At 38.5% G+C, this 15,002-nt stretch carries 11 protein-coding genes; all 11 read left to right on the forward strand.

Going from position 1 to position 15,002, the window contains the following annotated elements; all coding sequences use genetic code 11:
• Positions 1-103: 103 nt before the first annotated feature.
• The 11 genes from FG390_RS11015 to hprK all read left to right on the forward strand — a co-directional run bounded on the left by FG390_RS11015 (position 104) and on the right by hprK (position 14,990).
• Positions 104-997, forward strand: a complete 894-nt coding sequence (locus FG390_RS11015; protein ID WP_141191089.1) for a YitT family protein — start codon at positions 104-106, stop codon at positions 995-997.
• A 317-nt stretch (positions 998-1,314) separates the two neighbouring features.
• Positions 1,315-2,001 (forward strand): cell division ATP-binding protein FtsE, encoded by a 687-nt coding sequence (gene ftsE, locus FG390_RS11020; protein ID WP_141191090.1) that lies wholly within the window; start codon positions 1,315-1,317, stop codon positions 1,999-2,001.
• Complete coding sequence (gene ftsX / locus FG390_RS11025) at positions 1,991-2,896, forward strand: permease-like cell division protein FtsX (RefSeq protein WP_141191091.1); 906 nt, start codon at positions 1,991-1,993, stop codon at positions 2,894-2,896. The genes ftsE and ftsX overlap by 11 nt, the downstream gene beginning before the upstream one ends.
• A gap of 81 nt (positions 2,897-2,977) precedes the next feature.
• Positions 2,978-4,321 carry a murein hydrolase activator EnvC family protein gene (locus FG390_RS11030; RefSeq protein ID WP_141191092.1) on the forward strand — a complete coding sequence of 448 codons (1,344 nt, stop codon included), beginning with the start codon at positions 2,978-2,980 and terminating at the stop codon, positions 4,319-4,321.
• Positions 4,322-4,436: 115 nt separating this feature from the next.
• Positions 4,437-5,888 (forward strand): S41 family peptidase, encoded by a 1,452-nt coding sequence (locus tag FG390_RS11035; RefSeq protein ID WP_141191093.1) that lies wholly within the window; start codon positions 4,437-4,439, stop codon positions 5,886-5,888.
• Positions 5,889-6,419: 531 nt separating this feature from the next.
• Positions 6,420-7,637 carry a PDZ domain-containing protein gene (locus FG390_RS11040; RefSeq protein WP_141191094.1) on the forward strand — a complete coding sequence of 406 codons (1,218 nt, stop codon included), beginning with the start codon at positions 6,420-6,422 and terminating at the stop codon, positions 7,635-7,637.
• 209 nt (positions 7,638-7,846) lie between these two features.
• A complete protein-coding gene (gene uvrB, locus FG390_RS11045) occupies positions 7,847-9,829 on the forward strand; it encodes an excinuclease ABC subunit UvrB (RefSeq protein WP_141191095.1) in 1,983 nt (660 codons plus the stop codon).
• A gap of 6 nt (positions 9,830-9,835) precedes the next feature.
• Positions 9,836-12,709, forward strand: coding sequence for an excinuclease ABC subunit UvrA (gene uvrA, locus FG390_RS11050; protein ID WP_141191096.1), 2,874 nt, complete (start codon positions 9,836-9,838; stop codon positions 12,707-12,709).
• 615 nt (positions 12,710-13,324) lie between these two features.
• On the forward strand, positions 13,325-13,516 hold the full coding sequence (locus FG390_RS11055) for a PspC domain-containing protein (RefSeq protein ID WP_141191097.1): 192 nt from the start codon (positions 13,325-13,327) through the stop codon (positions 13,514-13,516).
• A 7-nt stretch (positions 13,517-13,523) separates the two neighbouring features.
• Positions 13,524-13,886, forward strand: a complete 363-nt coding sequence (locus FG390_RS11060) for a phage holin family protein (protein ID WP_258311650.1) — start codon at positions 13,524-13,526, stop codon at positions 13,884-13,886.
• Between the two features lie 168 nt (positions 13,887-14,054).
• Positions 14,055-14,990: an HPr(Ser) kinase/phosphatase gene (gene hprK / locus FG390_RS11065; RefSeq protein ID WP_141191098.1), complete on the forward strand. Its 936-nt coding sequence runs from the start codon at positions 14,055-14,057 to the stop codon at positions 14,988-14,990.
• The last annotated feature ends 12 nt before the right edge of the window (positions 14,991-15,002 follow it).

The following is a 15,002-nucleotide window of genomic DNA, read 5'->3' on the forward strand; positions in this document are numbered from 1 at the left end:
GCTCAATTCAAGAGGAAGTAGCTCAATTCACAAGGAAGTGGCTAATTCATAAGGTAAGCCCCTCGTACTCAATTAAAAACATAAAATTAGAAAGTGAGTTGCTATGAATAAGAAATCTAGAAATCGAAGTGATATATTATCAAATTCAATATGGGGCATTGTGCTAGATTTTATCTATGTACTTATTGGTTCCTCTCTGATCGCCATAGCTTTTAATCTTTTTTTAATGCCGAATAAAATTGCGTCAGGCGGAGTCAGTGGGATTAGTACGATTCTCCATTGGAAGTTTGGACTTGAACCTTCATATGTCCAATGGGCTTTAAATATTCCCCTTTTTATAGTGGGTGTGTTGATTTTAGGGAAAAGCCTTGGATATGTAAATTTTGCATTAAAAACCATTGTTGGAACGATTTTTTTGCCGTTTGTGGTCTTTTTAACGTCAGGGTTGGACGCGGCAACGACAAATCCCATCCTTGGTGCGATTTTCGGTGGCGTTGGAGTCGGGCTTGGTCTTGGCTTTGTTTTTCGTGGTAAGGGATCGACCGGTGGAACTGATTTGTTAGCTCAGATCATTCATAAATTTACCGGATTGCAGCTCGGCATCTGTGTAGTCCTTATTGATGGTTTAATAGTGGTTAATTCTGCTTTTACTTTATCTTTAGAAAGTGCTCTTTATGCTCTTGTCAGTATGTATCTAACGGGTAAAGTCATCGATGTTGTACAGCTTGGTATCAGCAATTCGAAGTTAGCGCTTATTATTTCTGAACACCAAAATACATTAAAACAAGCGATATTCGAAGAGATTGATCGAGGTGTCACTCAAATGGAGGGACGCGGAGGTTATACAGACGATGCCCGACCAGTTTTAATGGTTGTTGTATCACAAAATGAATTAACTCGTTTGAAACAACTTGTGAAAAGAATTGATCCAAAGGCCTTTCTGATTGTGTCGAATGCTACAGAAGTCTTTGGAGAAGGGTTTCGTAGACACTATTAATACAATCAGCTTTTTTACATTAAAATTCCATTAAGTGACCGTCATTTTTACTTTTGACGGTCACTTTTTTGATCGAAAAACTCGATTTTATGAAATAAAAATGTAATAAATCTCTGTCTCAATTTGTCGCTTAACGGTGTTATAATAAGAATAACGTCGATTTAAAGTTTATTATAACACCTACTTAATCTTTGAACATTACTCCTAGTGATCTTCTATTTGGATAATATAAAATTCCTATAATTATTGAAGTTATGATATGCCATACATATCTCGATGAATAAAATAATGTCATAAATGTCGAAGGAAGTGAACCTATGTTAGATTTTAAAAATGTATGGAAATCGTATAAAAATGGTGTCATGGCCGTCAATGGTATAGATCTTCATATTAATAAAGGTGAATTTGTGTATATTGTTGGGCCAAGTGGGGCAGGAAAATCCACTTTTATTAAACTGATGTATCGTGAAATTGCACCGACAAAAGGGGACATCCTCATTGATGGAGTCAATCTCGCAAAATTAAAACAACGTCAGGTGCCAAAACTTAGACGGAAAATTGGTGTGATCTTTCAGGACTATAAACTATTACCAAAACTAACAGTCTACGAAAATGTCGCTTTTGCTCTCGAAGTAATAGAAGAACATCCTAAAGTCATTAAAAAACGAGTGATGGAAGTTCTAGATCTTGTAAAATTAAAACATAAAGCGAGATCATTGCCATCAGAACTTTCTGGTGGTGAACAACAACGAGTTTCGATTGCTCGTTCAATCTGTAATAACCCCTCCGTAGTTATAGCGGATGAACCAACAGGAAACCTAGACCCAGACACAGCATGGTCAATCATGGAAATATTTGATCGAATTAATGACAATGGGACAACGGTGGTCATGGCAACTCACAATAAAGATATCGTGAACAATATGAAAAGACGCGTTATTGCCATTGAAGGCGGCATGATTGTTCGTGATGAGCAGAAAGGTGATTACGGATATGAAGCTTAGAACACTTGGCAGACATGGTCGTGAAAGTTTGAAGAACCTCGGACGTAATGGCTGGATGACGTTTGCCTCAATAAGTGCAGTCGCTGTTGCGCTTGTATTGGTCGGTTTGTTTTTATCCGTCATGATGAACTTAAATAAAATTGCAGGCGAGATTGAGAGTAATGTAGAAGTTCGAGTATACATTGATCGGACAGCCACAGAGGCACAGCAAGCTCAATTAAAACAAAGTTTGAAGAGTATTGATCATGTTCAATCGATTACTTATCAATCTCGCGAGAAGGGTTTAAAGAACCTAATCAATAGTTTAGGTGATGGTGATGACCAGAGTGCTTTTAGCTCTGTTAAAAATGAAAATCCATTACCAGACGCCTTTATCTTAAAAACAGCGAAACCAGAGCAGACCATAACAGTCGCAAATCAAGTTAAAGCCTTACCTAATGTTTATAAAGTGAACTATGGTAAAGGAACCGTTGAGAAACTATTTAAAACGGTCAGAATATCACGTAATGTGGGGATCGTTTTGATTATCGGGTTGCTCTTTACTTCCATATTCCTTATTGCCAATACGATTAAACTCACGATTGTTGCTCGTAGAAGAGAAATTGAGATTATGAAATTAGTAGGAGCGACGAATGCCTTTGTTCGTTGGCCATATTTTCTTGAAGGTTTGTTGATTGGTGTTATTGGTTCTATTATTCCGATTGTTTTAGTCAATGTGGGCTACAAAGCCGTTTATGAAAAATTTGAAGGTGCTGGAACCTATTCAACTTTGTTTATTAAGCTTATTCCTTATCCGACAATGGCATTGTATTTAAGTCTATTGCTCATTATTATCGGTGCGGGAATTGGTGTTTGGGGAAGTGTGACGTCGATTCGTAAGTTCTTGAGAGTTTGATTGATTAATTAATAGAAAGAAAAAATTCAACGAAGAAGGCCTTATTGGCCTCTTCAATTAGTTAAGAGGGGAGAAAAATAAGTGAAGTATCGATTTCTTCGTGGAGTTGTCACTTTGGGGCTCGCACTTTCTCTGACGGTTGGTTACACACAGAGTATCGCGGCAGCGGAATCCAAAGACAATCTGCAAAACAAATTAAAAACGATTAAAGATCAACAAAGTGATAATCAAGAGAAAATTGATTCATCTAAAGAAAAACTATCAGAGAATAATAAAAAGCAAGATTCATTGATTCATAAATTGAACGCATCACAAAAGAAGATTGATTCAACAAATAAAAGCATTCAAGGAAAAGAACAGGACATTAACGAGGAAAAGGAAAAAATAACAACATTAGAAAATGAAATTAAGGTTATTACTAAGCGTATAAATGAAAGAAATGAATTTTTAAAGAAACGTATTCGCTCAATGTACATAAATGGTGGTTCTGTTAACTATCTTGAAGTGATTATGGGTTCAAGTAGTATTGGTAACTTTCTAGATCGTGTCATGGCATTAAATTTAATTGCGAAACAAGATCGGCAAATTCTTACAGATCAAGAAAATGATAAAAAGAAACAAGAGTCAAAAAAACAAGATTATCAAAAAGAGTTAACGTCTCTAGAAGATAATCTGGCAAAATTAAAAACATTAAAGGCTAATCTTGATGAAGAGAAAAACAATCAGAAAAAACTACTTGCACAATTGAAAACAGAGGAAAATGACATTCATGATGATATCATGAACAAACAAGAGCAGGAAAAAGTTCTTCAATCGCAGCAAAACGTCATTAAAAATCAATTGGCTGCTCTAGCTAAAGAAGAAGCAAGGAAAAAAGCAGAAGCTGAACGTCAAGCAAAAGAGAGAGCAGCGGCGGCAGCGGCAAGTGCAAAAGAATCAACAGTTAGCCACTCTTCTTCTCAATCGGTCACACAATCTCAATCGCCAGCCGTTTCACATTCAGAGCCTTCACCTTCAATCAATGCAGATTTTATTAAACCAGCAGCAGGTTACATTTCTTCGGGGTTTGGCTATCGTTCATTTGATGGAGGCTTTCACCCAGGGATTGATATTGCAAATAGCATCGGCACGCCAATTCATGCCGCCGCTTCGGGTGTTGTGTCTAACGCTTACCATTCATCTAGTTACGGTAATGTTGTCATGATTGCACATAGCATTAATGGTAAAACCTATACAACCGTATACGCTCATATGACGTCTTATAGTGTATCTACAGGACAAACGGTTTCTCAAGGTCAAGTGATTGGTTCAATGGGAAATACAGGTGAATCTTCCGGATCACATTTACACTTTGAACTTTACATTGGTCCTTGGACGCCACCACCACATAATGGTTCCGTCAATCCATTAAATTATATTCACTAATCCTCATATTAGGACAAATTGGGTCATATAGTGTATTATCTAACCATAGAGTTAAGGAATTATCAGCATCGCATCATTTGGTGTGATGCTGTTTCTTCAAGGAGTTGTCATCTGGATGAAAAAATTTAATGGAAAAATTGTTGCGTTACTGGTCGTTGTTGCTCTTGTTGTCGGAGCCACGGCATCCTATTTTGTGACGAGTATGACGATGAAACGCAGTCAAGCTGTCGTTAACGTGGACAGTACGTCACAGACGAGCAGTGAGGCTAAGAAAATCAATGTCATCCATGATTTAATTGAAAAAAGCTACTATAAGAAAGTGAGTAGCGACAAACTTTATGATGGCGCCATTAAAGGTATGATCGAAGCCTTGGGTGATCCATTCTCGAGTTACATGGATGCGAAAACAGCAAGTAGTTTTAACGAATCATTATCTTCCTCATTTGAAGGTATAGGTGCTGAGGTTCAAATGGTTGGAGACCGGGTCACGATCGTTTCACCGATTAAAGGTTCCCCAGCGGAAAAAGCCGGTTTAAGACCAAATGATCAAATTCTAACGATTAATGGGAAATCAACCAGTGGATTGTCTTTAGATCAAGCCGTTAACAAAATTAAAGGTCCAAGTGGAACAGTCGTCAATTTAGAAGTCAAACGTTCAGGAAGCTCTAATGTGGTGACATTCAAAATTAAACGGGGCGAAATTCCACTAACCACCGTTAATTCTAAAGTTATCAAAAATAATCAAAAGTCAATTGGTTACATTGATATTACTTCTTTCAATGAAAATACGGATAAAGAATTTATTAAATCGTTAAATGCATTAGAAGATAAGAATATTAAAGGCCTAATCATTGACGTCAGAGGAAATCCTGGTGGATATCTTCAAGCAGTAGAAAGTATTGCTAGCCAGTTCATTACAAAAGACAAACCGATTGTTCAAGTAGAAGATCGAAATGGTAAAAGAGATCAATTCCGATCTTCACTGACAAAGAAAAAACCTTACCCAATTGTGACACTGATTGATGAAGGAAGTGCTTCGGCTTCTGAAATTCTTGCAGGTGCGATGAGTGAAGGTGGAGGCTATCCTCTTGTCGGAATGAAATCATTTGGTAAAGGGACTGTCCAACAAGGCATCGAGATGTCTGATAAAAGTGAAGTCAAATTGACCATGTTTAAATGGTTAACGCCAGATGGAAATTGGATCCATAAGAAGGGGATTCAGCCTGATGTTAAAGTGAAACAACCGGATTATTACTTTGCAAGCCCTCTGAACATAAAAAAAGGCAGCGTCATTTCATATGACCAAACGGGTACGAATGTCACTAATTTACAAAAAATGTTGTTAGGTGCGGGTTTTGATCCAGGCCGAGAAGATGGTTATTATAGCAAATCAACAGATGATGCGGTTCGCCAATTCCAAAAGGCTAAAAATCTACCTGTCACAGGTTCAGTTAATCAAGCAACAGCAGATGCTTTACAAGCGAGTGTGTTAAAAACCATTTCAAGTGGTGATCATGATGAACAATTGAAAGCCGCTTTACGCACACTTGATAAAGAAATTAAATAATTTAGATCAAGATCAATAAGGTCATGATAGCCTTATTGATCTTTTTTCGTTACTATTCATAATGATTATTTTTAGCACAGGGGTTTTTCGACGCACAGGATGTGCTGTGCAGGCGTTGCGACAGGACGTCGCGTTTTGAGCCTGCCTCAATCCCCCACTGATGGAAAGCCTGAACCAATCGGACCTTCACGGGCAGTTGATCCCCCACCTTATCTTCTTTTGAATACTCAGAATCTTGAGGTGGGGGTCTTTACTAGCCGTTAAGGCGGGATAAATTCATTCATGTTAGTCTACTGAATCTTAAGATATCTTTTAATATATCCTCTTAGATTCTACTTTTTATGGTAAAATAGATCTTAATAGAAAGATGACGAATGAAATAGATGATAAACTTTACATATAAAAATGAAGGGCTGTCCATGAAATGAACAGCTATAAGCGAAGAAGTTGGATAGTTAGCTTATGTAAGAACAGTAGGTTAGATAACTTATTTTCATATAAATCATCATCGTTGGCGAGGAAGTGATGTTAGTGGATGTTATTATTTCAATTATAAAAGGAATTGTGTCACTTTTAATTAATCCCATTTTTTATCTTTTATTGATTGGTCTCGTGGCTTTTGGAGTGCAAAGAGTCCGGCGCGAAAGAAGGTCGTTTGGGTTAAAAGTTTATGGGATGTTTAATACGATTTTTTCAAGTATAGGAGCGAGTCTCGTCATCGCCCTTTTAAGTGCTATTTTCTTTTTAGGGCTGCATATTCGTTTGACTCCAGGTATGTTAGTCCTCATGTCATGTACGTATTTACTGATTATGCTAACACGGCAGCTTCGCTTTTTGTCCCCGTCTATCGGGATCGGTCTTGCCATTGTGATTGCCTATGTTCTGCCAGATGTAAATACGCCTTATCTCTTTTTAAATCAGTGGATACAAGATATTAGGACAACTTCTTTACCTGACTTTGGCCTCTTTTTTCTTTTTAGTTTAGCGATTGAGTGGTTGCTGGTGATGATCCGAGGAGATGAACACACTTCTCCACGATTAATAAATAGTCATCGAGGAAAAAAGGTTGGAGCCCATGAAGCCAGCCATATGTGGATCGTTCCGCTAATTTTTTTCATTCCAATGAGTCAGAGTCATGCGACTTTCCACTTTTGGCCATTTGTGCCTGGTGAAAGTTTCGGTCTTTTAATTTTTCCACTAGGGATTGGTTACCAACAGCTAATTTCGGACCGCTTACCAAGACAAGCTATTCAATCATCGAGTGCATGGCTTTTTCTAACCGGACTTCTTTGCGGAATCTCGGTTATTCTAGCAAATATTTTTCATTTGCCCATCCTTGTTGCCATAGCGGGCTTGTTAAGTTTCGTGAGTCGACTAGGCCTTATTTTAGTTCATCATCTCCTGCATCGGTATGGCTCTTATTATTTTACGGAACCAAGTGATGGATTACGGGTGGTTGATGTTATACCACATTCATTAGCGGATCGAATGGATGTTCAAATTGGTGAAATTATCTATCGGGTCAACGGAAAAGATGTGCATTCGGAATACGCCTTTTATCAAGCTTTACAAATTAATTCAGCCTATTGTAAACTTGAAGTCATTGATCAAACGGGTGAATCACGCTTTGTCAAAGGTGCCATTCACGAAAAAGATGATCATAAAATTGGCTTCTTGTTCTTGGAACCAAACAAACGTAAGCAATACATGGATCAAAAAGAAAAATCACAATCGCCCGCAAATGCATAAAGTAAGAAGGACCTTGCTAAATCAGATTAGCAGGGTTTTCTTTCATTTTTTTGTGTCAAATAGCTATAAAAATGGGTCAACGTATCTAAAGAAGAAATGAACATCCATATTTATGGAATAAAACATCGAATGTTCGTTCGTTAAATTTGATTATTATACGTACACCTGTGCTATAATTAGAAGAGATAAGTAAAACTGGAGGAAAAAGAATGGGATTTGAACTCGTTTCTTCATATCAACCGAGTGGCGATCAACCTGATGCCATTCGGAAAATTGTGGACGGAATAAAGCACAATAAGAAACATCAAACATTACTTGGAGCCACAGGTACAGGTAAAACCTTTACCATGTCCAACGTGATTCAACAAGTAAATAAACCAACACTTATTATGGCCCACAATAAAACTCTTGCTGCTCAGTTATATAATGAATTCAAAGAATTTTTTCCTAACAATGCTGTCGAGTATTTTGTTAGTTATTATGATTATTACCAACCAGAAGCTTATATCCCCCAATCTGATACGTACATTGAAAAAGATGCCAGCATCAATGATGAAATAGATAAACTAAGACACTCAGCAACCAGTTCACTCTTTGAAAGAGATGACGTTATCATCATTGCGAGTGTTTCATGTATTTACGGTCTAGGTTCTCCAGAAGAGTACCGTGCACTCGTTCTTTCCTTAAGAAAAGGAATGGAAAAAGACCGCGATCAGATGTTACGTGCTTTGGTGGATATTCAATATATGCGAAATGATATTAGTTTTGAAAGAGGAACGTTTCGTGTGCGTGGAGATGTCGTCGAGATTTTTCCTGCTTCACGAGATGAACATTGCATTCGAGTCGAATTTTTTGGTGATGAGATCGATCGCATTACAGAAATAGATGCTTTAACCGGTGAGATTGTTGGTGAACGCGATCACGTTGCCATTTATCCAGCTTCTCACTTCGTCACTCGAGAAGAAAAAATGAAAGTGGCGATTAAGCGAATTGAAGAAGAATTAAAAGAACAACTTAGTAAGTTAAAAGAAGAAGGAAAATTGTTAGAGGCTCAACGTCTTGAACAACGGACACGATATGACCTAGAGATGATGAGCGAAATGGGTTTCTGTTCGGGTATTGAGAATTATTCAAGACATCTGACATTAAGGGAAGCAGGATCTACGCCTTATACACTACTTGACTACTTTCCAAAAGATTTTTTAATGATTATTGATGAATCTCACGTTACGATACCGCAAGTTAGAGCGATGTATAATGGAGACCAAGCACGAAAGAATGTCCTCGTGGATCATGGTTTCCGTTTACCATCAGCCAAAGACAACCGTCCGTTAAAGTTTGAAGAATTTGAAGACCATATACATCAAATTGTCTATGTATCAGCAACACCTGGTCCATATGAATTGGAGCATTCACCTGAAGTTGTAGAACAAATTATTCGGCCAACAGGATTGCTTGACCCAACGATCACGATAAAACCAATTGAAGGACAAATAGATGATTTGTTAGAAGAAATCCATGTTAGAACAGCACGTCATGAACGAGTTCTTGTTACGACGCTGACTAAAAAAATGTCGGAAAATCTTACGGACTATTTGGAAGAAATGGGCGTAAAAGTGCGGTATCTTCATTCCGAAATTAAAACACTGGAACGTATTGATATCATTCGTGACTTGCGAATCGGTACGTTTGATGTTTTAGTGGGTATTAACTTGTTGAGAGAAGGTTTAGATATTCCAGAGGTTTCTCTCGTTGCGATCTTGGATGCCGATAAAGAAGGCTTTCTACGTTCAGAGCGATCTCTTATTCAAACGATGGGCCGAGCAGCGAGAAATGCCAGCGGGCAGGTTATTATGTATGCGGATCGCATCACGGATTCCATGCGAGTAGCGATTGATGAGACCAATCGACGTCGTCATATTCAAGAGACATACAATAAAGAACATGGTATAACACCGACAACGATTCAAAAAGCGATACCGGATGTGATACGTGCGACACATGCAGCTGAAGAATCCGTATCTTATCCTGAAAAAACGTCTGTGAAACCACAGAAGAAACTTACACCAACGGAACGTAAGAAAACGATTGAACAAATTGAGCATGACATGAAAGAAGCAGCTAAAGCCCTTGACTTTGAAAAAGCTGCAGAACTAAGGGATGTACTCCTGGAACTGAAAGGGGAAGGATGAGGCAACATGGCACAAGAAAATATTATTGTTAAAGGTGCACGGGAAAACAATTTAAAAAATGTCGATATCACCATACCGAGAGATAAACTTGTTGTTCTAACGGGTCTTTCAGGTTCAGGGAAATCCTCACTTGCATTTGACACCATTTATGCAGAAGGACAACGGCGTTACGTTGAATCGTTGTCTGCTTATGCTCGTCAATTTTTAGGACAAATGGATAAGCCTGATGTGGATGCGATAGAAGGGTTATCACCAGCGATCTCGATTGATCAAAAAACGACGAGTCGAAATCCACGTTCAACCGTTGGGACCGTGACAGAAGTTTATGATTATTTACGTTTGCTTTTTGCAAGGATCGGCCATCCCGTCTGTCCAGAGCATGGCATTGAGATTACTTCTCAGACGATCGAACAAATGGTTGACCGTGTATTGTCTTATCCAGAACGGACGAAGCTACAAATTTTAGCGCCGATTGTTTCTGGACGAAAAGGAGCTCACGTCAAAATTCTTGAAGACATTAAGAAAAAAGGGTACGTGCGCGTTCGTGTTGATGGAGAACTACGGGAAGTCGCTGAAGAAATTTCCCTTGAAAAAAATAAGAAACATAATATTGAAGTGGTCATTGACCGTATTGTCGTCAAAGATGGTGTTCGTTCAAGGCTTGCAGACTCACTTGAAGCGGCGACAAAACTCGCCGATGGACGCGCTATTGTCGATATCATTGGCGGTGAAGAACTGCTGTTTAGTGAGCATCACTCTTGTCCCTATTGTGGATTTTCTATCGGTGAACTCGAACCTCGATTGTTTTCCTTTAACAGTCCTTTCGGCGCCTGTCCGGATTGCGGGGGACTCGGTACACGTATGGAAGTGGATTTAGATCTTGTCATTCCAGATTGGACTAAATCGTTACATGATCATGCCATTGCTCCGTGGGAACCAACAAGTTCTCAATATTATCCCCAACTCTTGAAATGTGTCTGCGATCATTTTGGGATTGACCGATTTGTTCCAGTTGAACAATTATCAAAAGAACAAATGGATCTTATTTTATATGGGAGCCAAACGGAACGTATTCGCTTTGAATATGTGACTGAATTTGGCGAGCATAAGAAAAGAGATATTTTCTTTGAAGGCGTTATTCCGAATATTAGTCGTCGTTATCAGGAAACGGGGTCTGATTACATTCGTGAACAGATGGAAGGCTATATGGCCTCTAAGGCTTGTCCAACATGTAAAGGACAACGTTTGAAAAAGGAAGCCTTGGCGGTGAAAATTGGCGGTCAAAATATTAGTGAAGTGACAGCGCAGCCGATTCGTCAGTTCCAACACTTTTTTGATACGCTTCAATTATCGGAAAAAGAACAGGCGATTGCCCGTCTTATTTTACGAGAAATTAAGGAACGTGTTGGATTTTTAATTGATGTCGGTTTGGATTATTTAACGCTTGGCCGTGCCGCAGGGACCTTGTCAGGAGGCGAAGCCCAACGTATTCGATTAGCGACACAAGTAGGTTCGAGATTGATGGGCGTCCTATATATTCTCGATGAGCCATCAATTGGATTGCATCAGCGGGATAATGATCGTCTTATTCAAACTCTCGTTAATATGCGAAACCTCGGTAATACCCTTATCGTTGTCGAACATGATGAAGACACGATGCTCGCCGCAGATCATATTATTGATATTGGCCCTGGGGCAGGTGCCCATGGAGGGACCATCACAGCACAAGGGACACCTGAAGAATTAATGAATAATGAAAATTCCCTAACTGGGCAATATTTATCGGGGGAAAAATTCATCCCAGTACCTACATTACGAAGGCAGCCTGATAAGCGGAAGTTGAAATTGAAAGGTGCTAAGGAAAATAATTTAAAGAATGTTTCGGTCGATTTTCCGCTAGGATTACTCACATGTGTCACTGGAGTGTCTGGTTCAGGTAAAAGTACATTAGTTAATGAAATCCTTTTTAAATATTTAGCTCAAAAACTTCATGGAAGAAAGGAAAAACCAGGAGAATTTAAAAGCATCGAAGGATTGGAAGAACTAGACCGAGTGATTGATATTGATCAAGCTCCGATCGGGCGTACGCCACGTTCAAATCCAGCCACTTATACAGGTGTTTTTGATATGATCCGTGATGTCTATGCCCAAACTAACGAAGCCAAAATTCGTGGTTATAAAAAAGGACGCTTTAGCTTTAATGTCAAAGGCGGACGTTGTGAAGCCTGTCGTGGTGATGGCATTATTAAAATCGAAATGCACTTCTTGCCAGATGTCTATGTGCCATGTGAAGTATGTCACGGAAAACGATATAATCGTGAAACATTAGAAGTAACTTACAAAGGCAAGACGATAGCGGATGTTTTGGATATGACGGTTGAAGAAGGCTTAGAATTCTTTGAAAACATCCCGCGTATTAAAAGACGATTAGAACCGTTACACGCTGTAGGACTTGGTTATATAAAACTAGGACAACCAGCAACGACCTTATCAGGTGGAGAAGCCCAAAGGGTTAAACTCGCCTCTCAACTCTATAAACGGACAAAAGGACGAGCATTGTATATACTAGATGAACCAACGACTGGTTTGCATGTAGATGACATTTCCCGATTGCTAGAAGTGCTTCAACAATTAGTCGATAATGGCGATTCGGTGCTTATTATTGAGCATAATCTTGACGTTATTAAAGCGGCTGATTACTTAATCGATCTTGGTCCTGAAGGTGGGGACGGCGGTGGTACCATCGTTGTGACAGGGACTCCAGAAGTGGTAGCAGCACATCCAGAATCTTACACAGGAAAGTATCTAAAACCGATTTTAGAACGTGATAAGAAACGAATGGAAGATCGGTTAGAAAAGCAAGAACAAACCATTCAATAAGGCGTAAATAGATTGGGTTTAGTAGAAATTTAGACCATCTGGTAAATAAGGATAAAGTTCTTGTTGTAAAGGGCATGCTTCGGTATGTCCTTTATTATATGCAATAAATGAGATTCTAGCTTTGACTAAAGGGTTATGAATAAATTACGCTTTTCATTCGAACGATTGAAACATTAGTCACTTTTTGTTTTAATATAAGTATCGTTTTGCATAATTTGTCTAAAAGTGCGTGTTCAAAAAGGTTGACAAACGAAAAGGGTTACTGGCTAAGTACGCTGGCATCCTACCAGAACGCCAGTACTAGCCCGTCCTGGGCTTCGGAAGATCAAGGCGGCGCTGTTTTGAGGACCGGAATGTAGGTTTTTACTACATGAGGACCGGAAAAACGAGCGGGCGCCGAGATTCGTAGTTTATCATTTGGTGGGTTTTGAACAACCTCTAAAAATACATAAAAGTTTCGGATTTTATCGAAAATGGGGTTGTTTAACCCCTGTGTATAAGGGTATAGTGGAATTATTGTTATATAAATTAGAGAAATTGCATATATTCTTAAATAGTATCTTTAAATTATTTTGGTGTGGGTCACCATAGACTTTTCGAGATAGGGGTGATAATTTGAAAAAGTTGTATAAATCTAAGAAAAATAAAATGGTATCTGGTGTGTTAGGCGGAATCAGTGAATATCTGAATGTCGATGCCACGATCGTTCGAATTGTGTATGCCACATTAACCGTCTTAACGGCTTTTTTTGCTTTTATTTTTCTATATATTATCGCAGCAGTTATTATTCCATCAGAAGAAAGTTAGTGATTCCTTGTTTAAAAATTGGTTGATCAATATTATCGTTAATGCTATTGTCTTAATGATGATAGCGGGCTATATTCATACTTTTCATTTTTCTAGTATCTGGTCTGTCTTTGGAGCAAGTGTGATTTTATCCATATTGAATATTATCATTCGTCCAATATTAATTATATTAACGCTTCCGGTGACCATTGTTACTTTAGGATTATTTATTTTTGTCATTAATGGGATGACGTTATGGATTGTATCCGAATTGATGGGTCCAGATTTTCAAATCGATGGTTTTGGAACAGCCATTCTTGCGTCAATAATCATGACACTCTGTAATTTAATTATTTCAAATTTTATCGTTAAACCACTGCGGAAGCGTTAAGCCGCAGTTTTTCTTTATGTATGAATGAAATGATCTTTTAAAGATATGGGAGCCTACAGCTTTATCATGTACAAATACTCATACATAGATCTATGAGTCAGAGATAGAGATAGGGGTGTTAAAACTTTTGTGGTAAAATAAACCTAAGTTTTCATGGGAGGGCGAATTATGGGAAAAGTAAGCGTTAGTGAATTAATAAAACGTTTTGATTTAAAGCTTGTCAGTGGCGCTGAAGGGATTAACCGAGAAATTACAGTCAGCGATATTTCAAGACCTGGTCTCGAAATGGCAGGTTATTTTACGTATTATCCAGCCGAAAGACTTCAGTTACTAGGAAAAACAGAATTGACTTTTTTCCTAGAATTAGATTCTAACGAACGTTTCAAAAGAACAGATCAACTTTGCGCACCTGAAACACCATGTATTATTATTTCTAGAAATCTGGAAGTTCCTGAAGAATTTATTGTCTCATCGAATAATAAAGGTGTGCCAATCCTGAGTTCGAATAAACAAACGACCAAGTTAAGTAGTTTACTGACAAATTACTTGGAAGCAAAATTGGCGCCAATGACGGCTGTTCATGGCGTGCTCGTTGATATATATGGGGTTGGAGTTTTATTAACAGGGGATAGTGGTGTTGGTAAAAGTGAAACGGCCCTTGAACTTGTAAAAAGAGGTCATCGCTTAGTGGCGGATGATTCAGTAGAAATACGAAAAATGTCAGAAACAGAGCTCGTTGGAAGTGCCCCTGAACTGATTAAGCATTTACTCGAGATTCGTGGACTAGGTATCATCGATGTGATGACACTATTTGGTGCTGGAGCAGTTCGGAGCTATAAAAAAGTATCTCTTAGTATTCATCTTGAAATATGGGATCCTAAGAAAATGTATGACCGTGTAGGTCTTGAAGAACGTCATACGAGCCTCGTTGGTACGAAGATTCCACAGTTGGTTCTCCCTGTTCGCCCAGGTCGAAATTTAGCCGTCATCGTTGAAGTTGCGGCCATGAATTTTAGATTAAAAAATATGGGAATTCATACTGCGCAACAATTCTCAGATCGATTAAATCAAACATTGACCACCCAAAGAGACGTAGAAATTTAAAATACTTAGAGC

This window comes from Terrilactibacillus laevilacticus, from assembly GCF_006517395.1.
Lineage (GTDB): Bacteria > Bacillota > Bacilli > Bacillales > Sporolactobacillaceae > Terrilactibacillus > Terrilactibacillus laevilacticus.

Bases quoted from the DNA above. Each gene is read 5' to 3' on its own strand.
- FG390_RS11015 (WP_141191089.1), top strand. From the start codon at position 104: ATGAATAAGAAATCTAGAAATCGAAGTGATATATTATCAAATTCAATA.
- ftsE (WP_141191090.1), top strand. From the start codon at position 1,315: ATGTTAGATTTTAAAAATGTATGGAAATCGTATAAAAATGGTGTCATG.
- ftsX (WP_141191091.1), top strand. From the start codon at position 1,991: ATGAAGCTTAGAACACTTGGCAGACATGGTCGTGAAAGTTTGAAGAAC.
- FG390_RS11035 (WP_141191093.1), top strand. From the start codon at position 4,437: ATGAAAAAATTTAATGGAAAAATTGTTGCGTTACTGGTCGTTGTTGCT.
- uvrB (WP_141191095.1), top strand. From the start codon at position 7,847: ATGGGATTTGAACTCGTTTCTTCATATCAACCGAGTGGCGATCAACCT.
- uvrA (WP_141191096.1), top strand. From the start codon at position 9,836: ATGGCACAAGAAAATATTATTGTTAAAGGTGCACGGGAAAACAATTTA.
- hprK (WP_141191098.1), top strand. From the start codon at position 14,055: ATGGGAAAAGTAAGCGTTAGTGAATTAATAAAACGTTTTGATTTAAAG.